Origin of the sequence: Nocardia yamanashiensis (genome assembly GCF_021183565.1) — a bacterium.
Classification (GTDB): domain Bacteria; phylum Actinomycetota; class Actinomycetes; order Mycobacteriales; family Mycobacteriaceae; genus Nocardia; species Nocardia yamanashiensis.
The window spans coordinates 1,753,220-1,771,178 of the sequence record NZ_CP089226.1 but is presented as its reverse complement, the minus strand read 5'-3'; the positions used below and the strand labels follow the sequence as shown (position 1 = coordinate 1,771,178).

The 17,959-nt window shown below is 66.9% G+C and carries 20 protein-coding genes; 15 read left to right on the top strand and 5 right to left on the bottom strand.

Translation table 11 applies throughout. From position 1 onward, the window contains the following. The first annotated feature begins 150 nt into the window (after nucleotides 1-150). The 5 genes from LTV02_RS08530 to LTV02_RS08510 all read left to right on the top strand — a co-directional run bounded on the left by LTV02_RS08530 (nucleotide 151) and on the right by LTV02_RS08510 (nucleotide 3,507). Nucleotides 151-450 (top strand): hypothetical protein, encoded by a 300-nt coding sequence (locus LTV02_RS08530; protein WP_233039465.1) that lies wholly within the window; start codon nucleotides 151-153, stop codon nucleotides 448-450. A 24-nt stretch (nucleotides 451-474) separates the two neighbouring features. Further along, a complete protein-coding gene (locus LTV02_RS08525; protein ID WP_233039464.1) occupies nucleotides 475-1,203 on the top strand; it encodes a hypothetical protein in 729 nt (242 codons plus the stop codon). Nucleotides 1,204-1,405: 202 nt separating this feature from the next. Beyond that, complete coding sequence (locus tag LTV02_RS08520; protein ID WP_233039463.1) at nucleotides 1,406-1,783, top strand: suppressor of fused domain protein; 378 nt, start codon at nucleotides 1,406-1,408, stop codon at nucleotides 1,781-1,783. 116 nt (nucleotides 1,784-1,899) lie between these two features. Beyond that, on the top strand, nucleotides 1,900-2,589 hold the full coding sequence (locus LTV02_RS08515; protein ID WP_408639346.1) for a dioxygenase family protein: 690 nt from the start codon (nucleotides 1,900-1,902) through the stop codon (nucleotides 2,587-2,589). A gap of 48 nt (nucleotides 2,590-2,637) precedes the next feature. Next, complete coding sequence (locus LTV02_RS08510) at nucleotides 2,638-3,507, top strand: NAD(P)-dependent oxidoreductase (RefSeq protein WP_233039462.1); 870 nt, start codon at nucleotides 2,638-2,640, stop codon at nucleotides 3,505-3,507. On the opposite strand, the gene LTV02_RS08505 is transcribed toward LTV02_RS08510, so the two are convergent. Further along, nucleotides 3,485-4,387 (bottom strand): LLM class F420-dependent oxidoreductase, encoded by a 903-nt coding sequence (locus LTV02_RS08505; protein WP_233039461.1) that lies wholly within the window; start codon nucleotides 4,385-4,387, stop codon nucleotides 3,485-3,487. The genes LTV02_RS08510 and LTV02_RS08505 overlap by 23 nt on opposite strands. After that, nucleotides 4,384-5,022 (bottom strand): TetR/AcrR family transcriptional regulator, encoded by a 639-nt coding sequence (locus LTV02_RS08500; protein ID WP_233039460.1) that lies wholly within the window; start codon nucleotides 5,020-5,022, stop codon nucleotides 4,384-4,386. Before LTV02_RS08500 ends, LTV02_RS08505 begins: the two co-directional genes overlap by 4 nt. 104 nt (nucleotides 5,023-5,126) lie before the next feature. Here LTV02_RS08500 and LTV02_RS08495 point away from each other — a divergent pair, with 104 nt between their 5' ends. From LTV02_RS08495 to LTV02_RS08485, 3 genes are all read left to right on the top strand, one after another. Continuing rightward, nucleotides 5,127-6,713: an MFS transporter gene (locus tag LTV02_RS08495; RefSeq protein ID WP_233039459.1), complete on the top strand. Its 1,587-nt coding sequence runs from the start codon at nucleotides 5,127-5,129 to the stop codon at nucleotides 6,711-6,713. A 196-nt stretch (nucleotides 6,714-6,909) separates the two neighbouring features. Further along, a complete protein-coding gene (locus LTV02_RS08490) occupies nucleotides 6,910-8,559 on the top strand; it encodes a DEAD/DEAH box helicase (RefSeq protein ID WP_233039458.1) in 1,650 nt (549 codons plus the stop codon). A 231-nt stretch (nucleotides 8,560-8,790) separates the two neighbouring features. After that, nucleotides 8,791-9,084 (top strand): hypothetical protein, encoded by a 294-nt coding sequence (locus LTV02_RS08485; protein WP_233039457.1) that lies wholly within the window; start codon nucleotides 8,791-8,793, stop codon nucleotides 9,082-9,084. Between the two features lie 88 nt (nucleotides 9,085-9,172). On the opposite strand, the gene LTV02_RS08480 is transcribed toward LTV02_RS08485, so the two are convergent. Further along, nucleotides 9,173-9,517: a hypothetical protein gene (locus LTV02_RS08480; RefSeq protein ID WP_233039456.1), complete on the bottom strand. Its 345-nt coding sequence runs from the start codon at nucleotides 9,515-9,517 to the stop codon at nucleotides 9,173-9,175. A 186-nt stretch (nucleotides 9,518-9,703) separates the two neighbouring features. Here LTV02_RS08480 and LTV02_RS08475 point away from each other — a divergent pair, with 186 nt between their 5' ends. The 4 genes from LTV02_RS08475 (at nucleotide 9,704) to LTV02_RS08460 (ending at nucleotide 13,022) form a co-directional block, all read left to right on the top strand. Then, the gene (locus LTV02_RS08475; RefSeq protein WP_233039455.1) at nucleotides 9,704-10,939 is read left to right on the top strand and encodes an XRE family transcriptional regulator; all 1,236 of its coding nucleotides are present in this window, start codon (nucleotides 9,704-9,706) and stop codon (nucleotides 10,937-10,939) included. Further along, nucleotides 10,936-11,832, top strand: a complete 897-nt coding sequence (locus LTV02_RS08470; RefSeq protein WP_233039454.1) for a phosphotransferase enzyme family protein — start codon at nucleotides 10,936-10,938, stop codon at nucleotides 11,830-11,832. Before LTV02_RS08475 ends, LTV02_RS08470 begins: the two co-directional genes overlap by 4 nt. A 114-nt stretch (nucleotides 11,833-11,946) precedes the next feature. Beyond that, entirely contained in the window at nucleotides 11,947-12,294 is a 348-nt protein-coding gene (locus LTV02_RS08465) for a GntR family transcriptional regulator (RefSeq protein WP_233039453.1), read from the top strand. Continuing rightward, a complete protein-coding gene (locus tag LTV02_RS08460; protein ID WP_233039452.1) occupies nucleotides 12,294-13,022 on the top strand; it encodes a hypothetical protein in 729 nt (242 codons plus the stop codon). Before LTV02_RS08465 ends, LTV02_RS08460 begins: the two co-directional genes overlap by 1 nt. Nucleotides 13,023-13,039: 17 nt before the next feature. Here the strand turns inward: LTV02_RS08460 and LTV02_RS08455 are convergent, their stop codons facing one another. Continuing rightward, a complete protein-coding gene (locus LTV02_RS08455; protein ID WP_233039451.1) occupies nucleotides 13,040-13,606 on the bottom strand; it encodes a helix-turn-helix domain-containing protein in 567 nt (188 codons plus the stop codon). A gap of 88 nt (nucleotides 13,607-13,694) precedes the next feature. Between LTV02_RS08455 and LTV02_RS08450 the strand changes: the two genes are divergently transcribed. Genes LTV02_RS08450 through LTV02_RS08440 form a run of 3 tightly spaced genes read left to right on the top strand, consistent with a single transcriptional unit; the run spans nucleotide 13,695 to nucleotide 16,849 of the window. After that, on the top strand, nucleotides 13,695-14,711 hold the full coding sequence (locus LTV02_RS08450; RefSeq protein ID WP_233039450.1) for an alpha/beta fold hydrolase: 1,017 nt from the start codon (nucleotides 13,695-13,697) through the stop codon (nucleotides 14,709-14,711). A 20-nt stretch (nucleotides 14,712-14,731) separates the two neighbouring features. After that, entirely contained in the window at nucleotides 14,732-15,397 is a 666-nt protein-coding gene (locus tag LTV02_RS08445) for a hypothetical protein (RefSeq protein WP_233039449.1), read from the top strand. A 48-nt stretch (nucleotides 15,398-15,445) separates the two neighbouring features. Next, a complete protein-coding gene (locus tag LTV02_RS08440) occupies nucleotides 15,446-16,849 on the top strand; it encodes a HupE/UreJ family protein (protein WP_233039448.1) in 1,404 nt (467 codons plus the stop codon). Here LTV02_RS08440 and LTV02_RS08435 read toward each other — a convergent pair. Then, the gene (locus tag LTV02_RS08435; protein ID WP_233039447.1) at nucleotides 16,750-17,937 is read right to left on the bottom strand and encodes a cytochrome P450 family protein; all 1,188 of its coding nucleotides are present in this window, start codon (nucleotides 17,935-17,937) and stop codon (nucleotides 16,750-16,752) included. The two genes, LTV02_RS08440 and LTV02_RS08435, sit on opposite strands and share 100 nt — an antisense overlap. Nucleotides 17,938-17,959: the final 22 nt, after the last annotated feature.

Genomic DNA, 17,959 nt, shown 5'->3' with positions numbered 1-17,959 from the left:
GCCCCCACCGAACTCCAGAATCCGCTTGCCCTACGTGAATTCGTGACCATGAGTACGTTCCGGGCGATCAGCGCCCAGCATCTGCCGGCCTGTTCGACGGCCAGCCTCACGGCGCAGTGAAGAACGACCGGGTTTGCGTAGTATCCGGTCATGATGGGTGGCCGGGAGATCGTTGCGACGGGTTCGTGGCTGTACGACGAGGTCGTCCGTAGGCCAGTGTTTGTGGTCCGGCTCGACTACGACTTCTGGCACGAGGTGGCCCGTGCGGACGGCACGCTCGAGGCGGGCGAGGAGCCGACACTCGATTCGAAGGGCCATGCCTATTACGTGTCGTTCAAAGTCGTCGGCGAGGAGACGCCTTTCTGGCCGGATTCCGGGCCGCACCTTTCGGCTGACGAGGCGCGGATCGCAGCCCGAACGAGGGTGCCCTCTACGATCACTTGGCAGTAGCGCGAAACATGTTGGGGGATATCGATGATCGTCGCCGTCACCGAGCTCGTAGCCAAGCTGCGATCGCTGGCTGTCGAGAAGCCGGATCGCATTACTTTGTTCCGCGGGTTCAGTGAGGCCGAGCTCGATGCCTTCCCGGTTCATCTGCCGGAACCGGAGCGGACATTACTCGGCCAAGTCGGAGCGATCATGGTGGACGGACTCGGATTCGGGCCGGGCGCCGACTACGTCTTCACGCCCGCTGACCCGGCCGGCGCATCGTGGCCGCGTCTGGACTGGTGGTCCTGTAATGGCCCGGTTGATCCCGGTGAGGCGGCGAACGCGTTGGAGGTGCATGATCCCGCCAACGGCGACTTCTATTACTTGAATATCGATCGGGAAACCGGTGCGTGGGGACCGATCCTGGCGTGCTCTACGGACTACGAGGATGCCTACGCCTACTTGGCGACCTCACTGTTGAGCTGGTGGGACCGCATTGCGGATGTGCTTGCCGCGGCGTCATCCGACGACAGCTGGGAATCCGTGGTGCACCCGTGGAGCTTCCACGATCCCGACCTCGAACCACGGGCATGGCGTGACCTGCGCGCCGAATTGTCGCCCGCACAGCAGTCCGCGCTGGGCGACCTCGACGACGACACACAGTTGATCGATCTGCACCGGTACACGCCGCCGGTGTCCTTGGAAGTCTTCTCACCATTCACCCTCGAATGCCGTCTCGACGGTCGATTCGCGATCATCCGGCCACGCGACTGACCGGACGTCTTCTGCGGCTGTGGAATCGGATCCACTAGCATTCGGCTGGATGTCATATCCGTATGCCGACCCAGATCGCTTCGAGCAGCTCCTAGCGCATGTCGAACGCCACCTCGGCCCGGTCACCCATGGGCAGGGGCCGTTGGTGGATCGGCGGAATCGGGGGTTCGCCGTCGGGTTCCATCGGCATCGGAGTATTTCTATGGTGTCGGCGGCGACCACGGGGGTGCGGTTTCAGCGGGTGGAGGCGGTGCTGCCGATGGAGTGCGTGGTGTCGGCGCTGCCCGAGCAGGAGGATGAGGCGGCGTATCTGGTGCATGTGGGGGCCGCGCGGATCATCGAGAACGGGCGGGGGTACGCGTACGGGCAGGGGTATTCGAATGCCGAGCCGTTGATTCCTGGGACGGGCATCGAATTCCTGCTGGCCTGGACGCATCTCGCGACCGGGCCCGAGTTCGATGTCTTCCATGACGAATACGGTGATCCCGCACTGCGTTTCGTCACTTTCGTGCCCGCCACCCGCGCGGAATACGAGCAGGTGTGGGCCCAGCGCGGACCGGACGCACTGTTCCGGCTGTAGGAGACGCGGGGCACGAACCTGTTCGATCTCTACCGGCCGTGCGCGGTCACCGCGTAGCGGCATTCGGGTAGTCGAGTACTCGCGTGCATCCCGCCGCCACGGCGCACGCTGCACCCATGAGCATTTCCCGGAATTCGAGTCAGCGCGGCATCGGCGTCGCGGCGGTGCCCGCCGAAGGACCCGGCCCCTATCCCGCCGACGGCAGCAACGGACCCGACGTCCTGCTCGACGCGGCGGTGGTGCGGTCGGACATCCGGTCCAGTTTCGGACCGTACGCGGGTGCGGCGCCGGGTGTTTCGATGACGCTGCGACTGTGGATGCGAGATCTGGGACGGGGCGGCGCGGCCGGGGCGGGGATGGCCGTGTACGTCTGGCACTGCGATCGGGACGGAAAGTACTCCCTGTATGACGGCGGGGTCGCCGATCAGAACTATCTGCGCGGCGTGCAGGTGGCGGATGCGAACGGGGGCATCACGTTCACCTCGGTCTTCCCGGCTTGTTATGCGGGACGGTGGCCGCACATCCACTTCGAGGTGTTCGATTCACTGGGATCCGCGATGGCGCGAGAGCCGGCACGGCTCACCTCACAGATCGCACTGCCCCGGCCAGCATGCCAGTCGGTCTATTCCTTCGATCCGGGATACGCGCGCAGTCTCGCCGAACTCGCGCACGTGTCGCTGGAAACCGACAAGGTGTTCCGCGACGGCTGGAATACCGAACTCGCCACCGTGGTCGGCACACCCGCCGAGGGATTACGGATCTCGCTCACGGTCGGCGTCGCACCCTCGCGTCCGATCCGGACCTGATCAGCGGGTTCGGGTTTCGCATGCACCGATGGCCGGTACGCTCCCGCCGTGGCGAAGATCGGGTTTCTCGGCGTGGGCCGAATGGGTGCGGGTATGGCGGGCCGGATGCTGGACGCCGGGCATCGGGTGACGGTCTTCAATCGGTCGCCCGACAAAGCGGCGGCGCTGGTGGCGCGAGGTGCGCGAGCGGCGGAGTCACCGCGCGCCGCCGCCCGCGACGCCCACATGATCATTTCGATGGTGGCCGAGGACCGGGCTTCCCGCGCGATGTGGCTCGGCGACCAGGGGGCGCTGGCCGCAGCCGCGCCCGGGACCTTCGCCGTGGAATGCTCCACCCTCTCCCGCCCGTGGGTGCTGGAGCTGGCGAAACACGCTGCCGCACACCAGCTCCGGTACCTGGATTCACCGGTGACCGGCCTGCCCAGCGCCGCCGCGGCCGGGGAGCTGGCGTTGTTCATCGGTGGCGATACCGCCGACCTGGAGGCGGCTCGACCGCTGCTCGAACCGCTGTGCAATCGAATCGTCCATTTCGGCGAGGTCGGTGCGGGCACCTCGTACAAACTGGTGCAGAACCTGCTCGGGTCCATTCAGATCGCCGCGACCGCCGAAGCGCTGCGCACCGCCGAGCTCGCCGGTCTCGATCTGCCGACGGTGGTGGAGGCGCTTTCCCGCAGTGTCGCGGCCAGCCCCACCGTGATCCGCGTGGCCGATGCCATGCTCGAGGGAGCACACGACCGGGACATCCCGTTCACGGGCACGCTACGGCTGAAGGACACCCGCATCGGCGTCGAATCGGCCGACAGCGTCGGCGCTCCGATCGCCCTGGGCCATGCCGCACTCGACATTTTCACCCGGCTGGTGGACGCCGGTCACGGCGAGCTGAGCGAAACCAAGGTCATCGATCTGCTCCGGGAGTGAGCGGTTCGAAGCAGCTCAGCCGGGTGAGCGCATCGAGTTGCTCGAGATAGTGGTTCAGCGATTCGTGCCGCACCCGCGGCTGCACGATGGTCGCCCCGGCCGCCGCCAGCGCGCCGATCACCGCTTCGGCCCGGTCGGGCGCGGCGATCGGATCGATCACTTCCGCCGTACCCACCACCACCTCGAAATCCTTTGCGGCGGGCGCATATCGGGACAGCTTTTCCCGCACCAGCTCCGGCGTGACACCGGCGGGCAGCCACCCGTCACCCAGCTCGGCAGCCCGGCGCACCGCCGCGTCACTGGATCCGCCGACCCAGATCGGCATGCGCTCCTGCACCGCATGCGGCTCCACCACCAGACCGTCGAATCGGTAATAGCTGCCCGAGAATTCCGGCTTCCGCTCCCCCAATGCCGCCCGCAGCGCGGCGATCGACTCGTCGGCGCGCCGCCCGCGATCGGTGAACGATGCGCCGAGCAACTCGAATTCCTCCCGCGCCGTACCGACGCCCGCACCGAGCACCACCCGGCCGGAGCTGATCACATCCAGCGTTCCGTACCGCTTGGCGATCGCCAGCGGATGGTGATAGCCGAGCACAAGTACGCTGGGGCACAGCCGAATTCGCGTGGTCCGAGCCGCAAGATACGACAGCGTCGCCAGCGGATCCCAATACCGCGTCCCCCTCGACCCACCCAGCATCGCCGACGCCGAATGCTCCGCCACCGCCACATGCTCACTGCACGTCACATGGTCGAACCCCAGCCGGTCGGCGGTCTCGGCGATCCGTGCGATCTCCGCGATCCCGGCCGTCCGCTCCCATTCCGGCGTACGGCCCGGGATCTCCAGCACCACCGGCGTGCTGATGCCCATGCGAATACTCATGCGATGCCGCCTTCGGGTGCGCGATGCGTGGCCAGGAAATCGTCGACGATACGTTCGCAATCGGCCTGGGTGGTGGGACGCAATTCCACCAGACGCAGGAAGACGATCGGGCCCAGCAGCTGGGCCAATCCCAGTGTGCGGTCGAAATCGCCGAGTTCGGTTCGGGCAGCGGGACTGTCCAGCACTCGATCGAAGGGCTCGCGGTAACGCTCGATCACCCGGGCGCGCAGGGAATCCGGGGCGATGAATCGGTCGGAGGGGTCCCCGTCGCCGGTCGATCCGAGCCCCAGCCACGCCAGCGTGGTCACATGCACCGGCACCTGATCGATGACCGCGGCCTGGCGCAGCAGCAGATCGATCAACTGCCGCCGCACCGAATCACCCGGATCCGGTGCTTGGATCTGCGGCAGCAACCGTTCGAAGGCCGCGCCGATCAACCCCGCGCTATTGCCGAAGTTCCGGTACAGCGTGGTGCGCGCCACCTTGGACACGCTCGTCACCGCCTCCACCGTCACCGCCTGCACCCCGCCGGAGATGAGCAATTGCGTTGCGGCATCCAGCAATCGGTCGCGGGAACGCTGCCGGCGCGGATCGATGGGCTCGCCCCGGTGGTCGCCGCGCGCGGATTGGTCCATCCGAGCATCATGCCTCATCCAAACCCTTTCGTGATCAAGGGCATTCGAGTTACGCTACCGACGGTAGCGTAGCGCTACTGTCAGTAGCGTTTCCTGGAGGTCCGATGACGGCCCCGCACACCGAACTCCGGCCCGCGCCGCCTTCCGCACGCGCCCTGCGCTGGACCCTGACGGTGTCCTGCGCGGCGGTCGCCCTGGTGATCGCGTCGATGGCGGCGCTGTACACCGCACTGCCGCAGATCGCGGTGACGACCGGTGCCACGCAGGCACAATTGACCTGGGTGGTGGACGGTTACACGCTCGCGCTGGCCTGCCTGGTGCTGCCGGGCGGGACGCTCGGGGATCGGTACGGGCGGCGCGGGGTGCTGATCGCCGGGCTGGTGGTGTTCTGCGCCGGGGCGGCACTGCCGCTGCTGCTGTCGGATCCCGCGTGGTTGATCACTGCCCGCGCGCTCTCGGGAGCGGGTGCGGCGCTGGTCATGCCTTCCACCCTGTCGATGCTGACGGCCGGGTTCCCGGAGGAGTTGCGGGGCAGGGCGATCGGATTGTGGGCCGGGGTCGCGGGCGCGGGCGGCGGTGCGGGGCTGCTGGGTTCCGGGCTGATCATGCAGCGCTGGGAATGGCCCGCCATCTTCGTCGGATTGGCCGTGGGCGCTGGTGTATTGGCGGTCGCGGCGGTGTGGATTCCCGAATCTCGCGACACCAGCCGCCCGCGTATAGATTTCGCGGGCGCGGGCGCCTCGGCGCTGGCGGTGGGACTGTTCGTCGCCGCCGTCACCGAAGCACCGCATCGGGGTTGGCTGGACCCGCTCACGCTCGGATTGTTCGCCGGCGCGCTCGTCGCGCTCGTCCTGTTCGTGCTGGCCGAACTGCGGGTGAGCCATCCGCTGCTGCCTATCCGGCTGTTCGCGGGACGCGGGTTCTCCAGCGGAATCGTCTCGCTCACACTGCAATTCCTGGTGACCTTCGGCGTGTTCCTGCTGCTGGTCCAGCATCTGCAATTGATCCTGGGCTATTCGCCGCTGAGGTCGGCGGCGGCGCTCGTTCCGATGATGCTGCCCGTGGTCTCGCTGTCCATCGTCGCGCCGTGGCTCACCGAACGCATCGGCCTGCGCGTGATGACCTGCGCCGGAATGGCGATTCTCGCAGCGGGATTGCTCATGATGACCCGCATCACCGTCCACACCGGGTACCTCGGGGTGCTGTGGCCCATGCTGATCAGCGGTATCGGCCTGGGATTGTGCGCGACACCGGCCACCGCGGCCATCGTCGCCGGCACGCCCGTCGAGAAGCACGGTGTCGCGGCCGCGGTGAACGACGCCACCCGGGAAATCGGCGCGGCCATCGGCATCGCGCTGGCCGGGAGCCTGCTAGCGGCCGGTTACCGCGATCGCATCCGCCCGGCGCTGCCCCGGCTGCCCGAAGCCGTCCGCGAACCCGTCGCCGACTCTCTCGCCGCCGCGCTCGCCGTCGCCGATCGCGCCGGACCCGCCGGCCGGCCGCTCGCCGACTTCGCCAAAGAATCCTTCGTGCACGGAAACTCCCAGGCCACCCTGGTACTGGCGGTGATCGCGGCCGTCGGCGCGGCCCTCGCGCTCGCCGCGCCGGGCCGCCCGCGACGCGATCTCGATCACCCGATTGACGTTGCTACCCGCGAGTCGGCTAGACTCTCGGACGACCAAAGTTTTTGATCATGGATGTGACACGGTCACATCAAGCGTCGTAGATCGCTACCACTTCGCAAGCAGCCCCAACTGCGCGGCAAGCTTTCCTTACGGCGATCGATTTTGCCCATCGGCAATCTCGCCATTCGTGCCCCCGGCGCGGACCTGTCGTCCGCAGCACGGCTCGGGCACCACCCGATGCCCGAAAGGCACTGCAACACCTATGAATTCGACCCCCGCCACCTTCGCGTCCCTCGGCGTGAAGGAACCGCTCGTGCGTGCGCTCACCGCCGCCGGCATCACCGCCCCCTTCCCCATCCAGGCCGACACCCTGCCCGATTCGCTGCGGGGCCGCGATGTGCTCGGCCGCGGCAAGACGGGCAGCGGCAAGACCCTCGCCTTCTCCATCCCCATGATCGATCGCCTGGCCGGTGACCTGGCCGGTAAGCGCGTGCCGAATCGCCCGGTCGGGCTGGTGCTGGCGCCCACCCGCGAGCTGGCCACCCAGATCGCGGCGGCCATGGACCCGCTGGTCTCGGCCTACCGCATGACCGTCACCACCATTTTCGGCGGCGTCTCGCAGCATCGTCAGGTGCAGGCGCTCAAGCGCGGCATGGATATCGTCGTGGCCTGCCCCGGTCGTCTCGAAGATCTCATGAAGCAGGGCCTGATCAGCCTCGACGCCGTCGAGGTGACCGTTATCGACGAAGCCGACCACATGGCCGACCTGGGCTTCCTGCCCGCCGTCACCCGCATCCTGGCCGCCACCCCCGAGCACGGCCAGCGGCTGCTGTTCTCCGCGACCCTGGACAACGGCGTGAACAAGCTCGTCAAGCGCTTCCTGCCCGAAGCGGTGCTGCATTCGGTCGACGAAGCCAACTCTCCCGTCGCCGCGATGACCCACCACGTCTTCGAGGTCAAGACCGCCGATGCGAAGCGTGCCGTGGTGCACCGCCTCGCCTCCGGCACCAGCCGCCGAATCCTGTTCACCCGCACCAAACATCAGGCGCGCAAACTCGCCAAGCAGCTCACCGTCTCCGGCATCCCCGCCGTGGACCTGCACGGCAACCTCTCCCAGCCCGCTCGCGACCGCAACCTGGCACTCTTCGCCGAAGGCTCGGCCAAGGTCCTGGTCGCCACCGACGTGGCAGCCCGCGGCGTCCACGTGGACGGCGTGGAACTCGTGGTCCACGTCGACCCGCCCGCCGAGCACAAGGCCTACCTGCACCGCTCCGGCCGCACCGCTCGCGCCGGCAGCGCCGGTGACGTCATCACCCTGATCCTCCCCGACCAGCGTGCCGACCTCACCGCCCTGATGCGCAAGGCCAAGATCGACGTCAAGCCCCAGCCGGTCACCCCCGACTCCCCCGCGGTAGCGGCCCTGGTCGGCACCGTGGCTCCCCTTGTGGCTCTCCCCCACGTCGAATCCCACCCCGTCGACACGGCCGACGACCGCGCCACCGGCCCCCGCCGCCGCCCCCGCAACCGCGGCGCCGCCCAGGGCCAGCCCCGCACCAACCAGCCCCGCAACAGCCCCGTCGGCGCCCCCACCGCCCGCAAACGCCCCGCGCGCGGCACCCAATCCACCGGCGAAGGCCGCAACTCCAACGCCCACAACACAACCGGCGGCCGCAAGCCCGCCAACGCGGGCGGCCGCACCACCGGCACCGGCGCAGCACGCAACAACAGCACCGGCTCCACCAACGGCCGCACCGCAACCGGCAACGGCCGCAACGCATCCGGCAACGGAACCCGCAGCACCTCCTCCAACGCGGGCACCCGTACCTCCGGCCGCGGCGCCGCCCCCGCGGGCAGCACCGGCGGCCTCGCCGGCTTCTCCCGCACCGGCGGAGGCAACCGCCGCCGCGGCTGACCCCGCACTACCTCCGAAGGCCCGGAAGCCCAACGCTTCCGGGCCTTCGCGATTCCGCTTCCAGGCAGTCGATCTACCTGGAGCAACACGGCAAAACCGGCAGATTTCGAGTAGACGCCTACGCATTCCACCACCCCCACCACACGGCAACATAGGCAACGTGCCGATCCGACCATCCGATCGACACACCACTCGCGAAGGCGCCCGCCTTCGCCCACAGGGGGGAAAACCATGAGTCTCAACGTCTATGCAGGCAGCTGGACCTACCGCGGCAACGGCGTCCAGAAAATCTCGCTGAAGTCCACCGACCTCGGCCTACCCCAAACCCAGCGCTCCAGCCGGGTATGGGCCTCCGTAGTCGAAATCTCCAGAAACACCGGCAACATCGACATGCCCTTCCTCGGTTCCGCCTTCATCAACGTCGGCGGAATCGCCCCACACGACGACGGAACAATCGACGTCCACGTAAACGTCAACTGGGGCTCCGCCGTCCTCTACCGCCTGACCGTCTTCGTAGCGGCCTGACGGCAAACAACCGAAGGCCCAGAAACACACCACTTCTGGGCCTTCACCGTGCCCCCACCTTCGAACCTCGACACGGACCGCACCGCGACTACGGGGCTCCGTTCAGCTCTGGCAGCTCACCAAGGGCCGTTCGCGCGTGGGTCGCGTCCGGATCAACGGTGATCACATCGACGACTCGTACCAGTTCGGCGGGAATCCGATGACCTTCGAAATGGTGTGGACCTGGAACGACAACGGCCTCCGCATCCAGTCTTCTCACGACATTGACCAGCCGCTCGACAGGCTGGTCGGTGCGCTCACCGAAGGCGACCGTCTTCCGCAAGGCATAGCCCAATCTGGCTGCGAGACTGCGAATTCGCGTCTCGTCCCATTGCTGTTGTACACCGCTGACGTCGGTACGCAGATAACCCAGCGCGGCAGGTTTCGTCCTCATGATCGCCCCATTCGACCGGTTGTCCAGCCCCAGCGGTTGCCGAAGGCCTCGAATCTCAGCCTGGCGCTTCGCGGATATCTCGTGAGAGGGCAGATTATGGGGCAAAATCGGAGCAGGATGCCACCGAACCTGCAGCTGCAACGACGTCGCGAGGCCGCACCCTCGCCGATCGTGCCTGGGCGTTCCATGAGCCGCACCGAACTGGCGGATGCCGTCAACGACTATCTCTGGCGTACCCGGGGCGAGCGCCGAGACTTCGACAGCCACACGGTTGCCCGCTATGAGCGTGGGATGGTGCGCTGGCCCAACGAGGGCTACCGGGAGGCACTGCGGGCCGTTCTCGACGCTTCGGATGCCGAACTCGGGTTCACTCCCGCCCGCCACCGCGATCCTCGATCGTCGGCACCACAAGCGGTAAGTTGCTTCAGCCCATTCGATCTGGCGCGCGTGCCGGCCGATTTCCGGGCAAGCGACCCGGCGCGGATTTCGGCGACTCCCAACGTCGGGACTGCCGATGTGGCAAATGTCCGAAGCGCTGTCCGCGAAGCAGCGGCGGCCGAGAACACCCGTGGCGGCGGCTCCACGGATTCCCTTGCGGCAGAGAGCCTCCGGAGGTTCACTCCGTTGATCGACGGCAAGGCCACGACACAGATCCGGCAAGCCCTACTGGTGGCCGTCGGGAACCTCAGTGAGGTCGCCGGATACGCGGCGTTCGATGCCGGCGATCATCTCACTGCCGACCGCTACTTCCGTTTCGCGCTCTGGTGTGCCGACGCGGCAGGATCATGGGGCTTGCGTGCGGCCTGCCTCGCCGACATGGCACGCAGAGCCGCCTACATCGGGAACACCGACGACGCACTGTCACTGATCGAACTCGCGCAGGTGCGCTCGGATCGGCTCACCGCGACCGCCCGTGCCATGCTCGGCGCCCTACGCGCCCAGTACCTCGGCGCCCTCGGACGTACCAGCGAGGCACTCGCCGAAGTAGCCAGCGCCGACGAACAATTCGCCGCACGTACACCACAGGACGACCCACCGTGGCTGTGCTACTACGACGCGGCCGAGCACCTCGGCGGCACGGGAAAGGCGCTCATCCCGATCGCACGTGAACGCGGCCGCATCGAACTGGCCGAACCGCGCATCCGGAAGGCTGTCGCACTGCAAGGAGCCGACTACCCGCGTTCCCGAACGCTCTCGCTGACCCGGTTGGCAACGCTCACAATGCGACTCGGCGACCCTACCGAGGCCGTGGCACTGGGACTGGAAGCGGTGGCTACAGCCAGCACCCTGAGCTCCCATCGACTCCACGGAGAACTTCAGCAGCTCGCAGCGGCGTCGTCACGACACCGCCGAATTTCCGGCGTTACCGAACTCCGCAGCGCGATCCTCGGTGACCCGTACATGGAAAGACCGACCGAGTGAATCGCCCGAGCACGACCGCTACCTCGGCAGACATACTGGCCAGGGCCGCGGGCGTCGCGGGCCTGAACGCAACTGGCAGCAGTTTGATCCGCGACGGCTCCCACGCCATCTACCGCGTCGGTGGTGACATCGCGGCCAGGATCGGACGGCCCGGAACCAGTGACGCCGCCGCGCGCGAGATCGCTATCTCCCGCTGGCTCAACAGCTCCGGCATTCCCACGGTCGAACCGAATCCCGACCTCCCGCAGCCGATAGTCATCGACGCGCGGCCCGTCACTTGGTGGCGTTGGATCCCTGACCATCGCCCCGCCACTCCGGCCGAACTGGGCACGATGCTCCGGGCCCTGCACACTCTGCCCATCCCATCCGACCCTGTTCTACCCCCATACGATCCGTTCGCTGGACTCCGCACCCGGCTGGCGCATGCGGACGCAATCGATGCCGAGAATCGGTCGTGGTTGTTGAACCATCACGACGAGCTCGAACAGGCCTTCTCCTCGACACCGGCACGCGACTCGGTCCGCGTGATTCACGGTGACGCATGGCAAGGAAACCTCCTGGTTCCTCAGCAGTCCGGCATTCCCACGCTGCTCGACCTCGACAAGGTGTCGGTCGGCAACCGAGCCTGGGACCTCGTACAGCTCGCCGTGGATTACACCGACTTCGAACGCATCTCAGCCGACGCCTACCGAACCTTCGTTGACGCGTACGGCGGATACTCCCTCACAACCGACCCGAACTTCCGGCTATTCGCCGACATCCAAGAACTGCGCTGGGTCGGCTTCGCACTCGATCGAGCAGCCGCCGATCCCTCCGCCGCACACCAGGCAATCCACCGAATCTCCTGCCTGCGTGGAGATGTCGCCAAGCCATGGACATGGAGCGCTCTGTAGTCACGGCACGCCGTACGCCTGGGCAAGTCCACACCCTGGAAGACGCAGAAGGACAGGGCTCCGGTGGATTTCGGCGCGCCTGGAGCGGTAAATAGTGCTAGTTTCATTAGCACCATGTTGTGGTACATCGATCAGGCATCCAGGGTGTCGTTGCAGGAGCAGATTGCGGGGTGTGTTCGGCGGGCGGTGACCAACGGGGGGTTGGCGGTGAATGAACAGTTGCCGCCTGCAACGGAATTGGCGCTGGCGTTGGATGTGGACCGGAATACTGTGTTGGCGGCTTATCGGCGGCTGCGGGAGGAGGGGGTGGTGGATTTTCGGCGGGGGCGGGGGGTTCGGGTTACCGCCAAGGCTCCGGTTTCGGCGCCGGTGGAGCAGGCTGCTCGGCAGTTGATCGATGCCGCACGCGCGAATGGGTACAGCAAGGCCGAGGTGCTCGGCATGATCCAGGAGTTGATGTAATGCCTGTCGCGACTGTCTACACGAGCCGCGTCACCAACTGGCCGAACTTCTGGTTCGGAATCGGTACCTTCTCCGTCAATTACGGCGTCAACTTGACTGTGCCAGGCCCACTGTGGGGGGAAATCCTCCTCAATGTCGGGCTTGCCTTGACCGCTGCGCAGGCTCTGCTCACGACCAGCCAGCGCATCAGCGCAGGACCCAACGGCCTGATCGTCAATTTCGGGTTCTTCGGCTTCCCCCGTTACAAAATTTCCCGAGAAAGCATCTACCACGTCGAAATCGTCCGAACCGCGAAAACCGGAGGCTGGGGTATCGCAGGGCGTCGCAAACGCGTAAAGACGTTGGCCTTGCGAGGAGGCCCCGCTTTGCATATCCGCAGAACCGATGGCCGCTCGACCACCGTAGGGTTGCCGGATCCCGCCGCTGCCATGCACGCCATGGGCATCTTTCCGTATCACATTGAGCACCAACCTGATCGACTACTCGACAAGCGTTCCATCGGCCCGGTGTACGGGGTCGGATTGGTTGCCCCGCACTGCCCACGCTGCGCCCAACCGTGGGGCCGTTTCGCGCCGGCACGCACCCGCATGTCCGTCGATCGTCCCATCTACATCTGCTCGGCCTGCACCATCGACGAAGCCGTACGCGCGGTATCGGGGCATCCTGCGGTCGAAACGTCGGCTTGGCCGGTCGCCGCTCGCGTCGATCCGCGTGAGTACGTCAGCTGACCGAAAAGCGCTGAGGTTCAGCGGATGTGGGTGCGGATTCCCTGGAGTCCGAAGAGGATGAGGAGCTCTACCGGATTGCCGTCGGCGGTGCCCAGCCAGTGTGGGGTGGCGGTGTCGAATTCGGCGGCTTCGCCGGGTGGGAGGGTGAGGTCGCGGTCGCCGAGTACGAGACGGAGGTGGCCGTTGAGGACGTAGAGCCATTCGGTGCCTTCGTGGGTTTGGAGGGTTGGTTCCAGTGGGTCACGGGTGGCGGGAATCAAGAGTTTGAAGGCGTTCACGCCGCCGGGGCGGCGGGACAGCGGGATGTAGGTCATGCCGGCTCGGGTGATGGGTTTGAGGTGGATTCGAGGGTCGCCGGTTCGGGGGGCTCCTACGAGATCGTCCAGGGGGACGTCGTAGATGCGGGAGAGCGGGAGGAGGAGTTCCAGGGTGGCTCGGCGGTGGCCGCTTTCGAGGCGGGAGAGGGTGCTTTCGGATACGCCGGTTCGGGTGGCTAGGTCGGCGAGGGTGATGGCGCGGGATTGGCGCAGGGCGCGGAGGCGGGGGCCTACCTGGTCGAGGACTTCGTCGGTGGTGCGGTCCATGCGATTCATCTTGCCGAAACCGCAAGAGGGCGTGCCAGGTCGCGGGGTGGGTGGCGAGACTGGGCACTTCTCGACCTAAGGAGTCTCGATGACCAGCGCAATGCGGGTGGCAGGCAGATATGAGCGGTTCGTTCGCGCGGCGGGCGCTGCCCTGCTCAGCCTGACAATCGTGACGGGTGGTGTCGCTTGTTCGGACCCGTCACCGGACATCGCGCCCTATGCCGCCGCCACCGCGGGCGATCCGGCTTTCGAAAGCACCTTCCGGCACGAGTTCGCCGACGTCGACGGCGTTCGCATGCATTACGTGAAGGGCGGCACGGGTACGCCGGTGGTGTTGCTTCACGGCTGGCCGCAGACCTGGTACGGCTGGTGGCCGATCATGCCGGCGCTCGCCGAGAACCACACCGTGTACGCGGTGGACCTGCCTGGGCTGGGCGATAGTTCGGGGTCGCCCAGCGGGTACGACAAGGCCACGCTGGCGCGGTACGTCCACACGCTCATGATCGGGCTGGGCGTGCGTGACGCGCAGGTCATCGGGCATGACTTCGGTGCAGCGGTGGCGTTCCAATATGCCGCGCAGTTCCCGGCGGATACCGCACGGCTGGGATACCTCGATCTGCCGTTGCCGGGTCCGGCAATCGATGCGGCGACCTATCGAACCATGAGCTGGCACATCGCTTTTCATAATCAGCGGCGCGTGCCGGAGACGGTGCTCGGTGATCATGTGCGGGAGTATCTGGCGCTGTTCTATCCGCAGGTTTCGTTCGGCGGCACGGCTTTCGGGGGCACGTCGGACCGGTCACCGTTCACTGATGCGGAGATCAGTGAATTCGCACGGACATACAGCGAACCCGAGCGGCTCTCGGGCGGGTTCGACCTGTATCGCACTCTCGACCAGGATGTTCGCGATACCACCGCCGCCGCACCGACCGCCGTACCCACCCTGCTCATGACCGCGCAGGGGCAACTGGACGCGGTTCGCGGCACCGTGTCACCCCGCATGACCAATATCGTCAGGGCCGTTGATGTTCCGCATGCCGGACATTGGCTGGTCGAGGAGAATCCCGAATTCGTGACCGCCGAATTACGGCGTTTCCTCGAGTGAGGAACGACTATCATCGCCGGATGCGATGGGGCGGAATAGCGGTAGCGGCGACCATGGTCGCCGTACTGACCACCGGATGCGGCGATTCCGATAGCGGGTCCACTACATCCCAGCCGAAACCGAGCACACCGCGCGCCGAGCTACTGCTCACCGAATCGGATTTCCCGGCGGGGACCAAGACGGAGATCATTCCGGCCGCGCAGCCCGGGGAATCGACCACGGTCAGCCACGAGACGGTGACGCCGGCGGGCTGCACCGAGGACACCCGGGATGTCATGTCCGGCGTTCCGGACAGCAGCATTTCGGCGGTCGCCGCGACGGATGACGATCGTGGCGTGTTCTACGCCGAGGCGGTGATCGACCGCGCGATGGATATCGCCGAGATCAAGAACACCATCCTCGGCAAGTGCGCCGATATCACTATCCGGCAGGGCAACAGCGACATTCACCTGAAGTTCACGGCGCATCAGCTACCCGCCGGGCTGCGGGCCGATCAGGCCGTCGCGTACAGCACCAGCGGCAGCTCCGGCGCGGGCTCCACCACCGGCATCAAGATCGACGCTATTGCGCTGGTGCGCGGGATGACCGTCAACCTCTCGGCGGTATCCATGGACACCGGACTGGACGCCGCGGCCTTCGACAAGCTGTTCGTGGCCGCCGTGGACAAGGTCGCCTCCGCGAAATAGGTCGATCGGCCGATTCGGCGATCCCGGTGATCCGCGCATCATCGGCCTGTGACACGAACGCTCCGAACCGCACTGATCGTCCTGGGTTGCGCGGTGCTCGCCCTGCTGTGCAACCCGAATACCGCACCCGCGCAAGCACATCCGATGCCGGGAACCAAGGTGTTCCTCGATGTGCGCGAAACCGCGATCGAAGCCGAACTGCTGATCCCCACGATGGATCTCGCGGAGGCGAGCGGCATCCGTGTCGACCTGCGCACGCGGCTGTCGGACACCGAGAGCACCGGACTGGCGACCTATCTGCGCGACCACCTGCGGCCCGCCACGTCAGCGGGTGTGCCGTGGACCGTCCGAATCACCGACCTCAGATTGGACTACACGGACCGGACAGCGACCGGCCCCGATAAGGAACTGGTCGCGCACGCCGTGCTCACCCCACCGGCGGGCGCCGGCATGCGCCATTTCACGCTGACCTACGACGCCGTCATACACAAGGTCGTCACGCATACCGCCATCGTCGCGGTCCGCCAGGACTGGCAAGCCGGACAGGTCGAATCCGGTAACGCGGCAAGGCAAATCGGTGTCCTGCGCGTGGACGCCGCCTCGATGACCGTCCCGCCGCTCTCGGTGGATCTGACCGATGCCGGCGTCTGGCGCGGCTTCGCCGGCATGGTCGTCCTCGGCGGCCACCATATCCTCGAAGGCACCGACCATCTCCTGTTCCTGTTCACCCTGCTTCTGCCGGCGGTGCTGATCGCAAAGGCCGGTCGCTGGTATCCGGACCGGCGGGCAGGCCGCGCGGTGCGGCACATCGTGGCCGTCACCATCGCATTCACCATCGGTCACTCGGTCGCGCTCGTGGTCAGCGCGTTGACCCGCGTGGATCTCCCGGCCCGCCCGATCGAAACACTGATCGCCGCAACGATTCTGGTGGGCGGCGCACATGCGATCCGCCCGCTGTTCCCGGGCCGCGAAGCCCTGGTCGCCGGAGCCTTCGGCCTGGTCCACGGCATGGCGTTCGCATTCACCCTGGCCGAATTGAAGCTGTCCACCGGTCAACTGGCGCTCAGCGTGCTCGGATTCAATCTCGGCATCGAGGCCGTGCAACTACTACTGGTCGCCCTCGCCCTGCCGCCGCTGCTGGTGTTGGCGGCCACCGGAGCCCAGCCGGTCCTGCGCGTGGGCGCTTCGCTCCTGGTGATGCTCGCGGCCCTGGGCTGGGCATTCGATCGGCTCGGTTTCCCGAACCCGATCGCTCGCATCGCGGATCAGACCGGGACGTCGATCCTCCCGATCATCCTCTCCGCCAGCGCAATCGCGACCATCGTCCTGACCGTCCAGCTCACCCGAGCACGTCAGCGCAGCCGCACCGGCAACGCCGTCAGCCCGCGAATGACCGGGTTCGGATACCACCGCAGCTCCGATTCGGCCGCAGCCAAGCGAAGCTTCGGGTAGCGGCGAAGCAGCGCGGTGAAGGCGATCGCGCCTTCCAGCCGAGCCAGCGGCGCACCGAGGCAGAAGTGCAGCCCGTGCCCGAACCCCAGGTGGGCCGACTGGTTGGTTTCCGGTGCGAGGGCGGTAGGCGCGGGATACTGCCCGGGATCCCGATTCGCGGCGGCCAGCGCGATGGACACGAGTTCACCGGCGGGGATAACGGTGTCCCCCACCGGAATCGGCTCCGTGGTGTACCGGGTGGTGGCCAGATTCACGGGTCCGTCCAAGCGCAGGAACTCTTCGACGACCGCCGGAATACCGGCCGGATCGCCGCACAACTCCTCCCACCGCGCCCGATCCCGCAACAGCGCGAGCGTACCGTTCCCGATGAGATTGACGGTGGTTTCGTGCCCGGCGACGAGCAGCAGCAATGCCATCCCGATGAGCTCGTCCTCGTCCAGCCGCGCCTCGGCATCGGTGACGAGCACGGAGAGCAGGTCATCCCCCGGCTGAGCGCGTTTGCGCCGCAGCAACTTCCGCAGGAACTCCACCATCCGAGCCTGCGCCCGCACCCGATCGGCCGGCGCGGACACCGTCCCCACGATCGCCTTGGTCCACTCCCGGAACGCATCGTGATCGTCGATGGCGACGTCGAGCAGATCGCAGATGACCGCCACCGGCAGCGGAACCGCGAATGCTTCGAGCAGATCCACCTCCTCGGCGGCGGCCATCCCGGTGAGGAGATCCTCGGCGGTGCGCTCGATGAGCGGACGCAGCCCGGCAATGCGCCGCCCGGTGAACGCCCTGCTCACCGCTTTACGCAGCCGGGTATGGTCGGGCGCATCGGCATTGAGCATGTGCCGCATCCCCGGGTCGAGCGGCGTATCCCGCTGCGGCACACCCCGTTTCGCCGCCACTAGCGCGGTCAGCCGGTCGATGTCCTTGGCCAGTCGCGGATCGGCGAGCAACGCCCGCCCCTCGGCGTATCCGAGCACGATCCACCGCCGCAGCCCGTCACCGAAGTCGACGCACCGCACCGGCCCCTGTTCCCGCCACTGCCGGTAGTAGGCGTGCGGGTCCACGAAGAACCCGGCCTCGAGGCGCTCCATCCCCCGACGCTACCCCCATCAC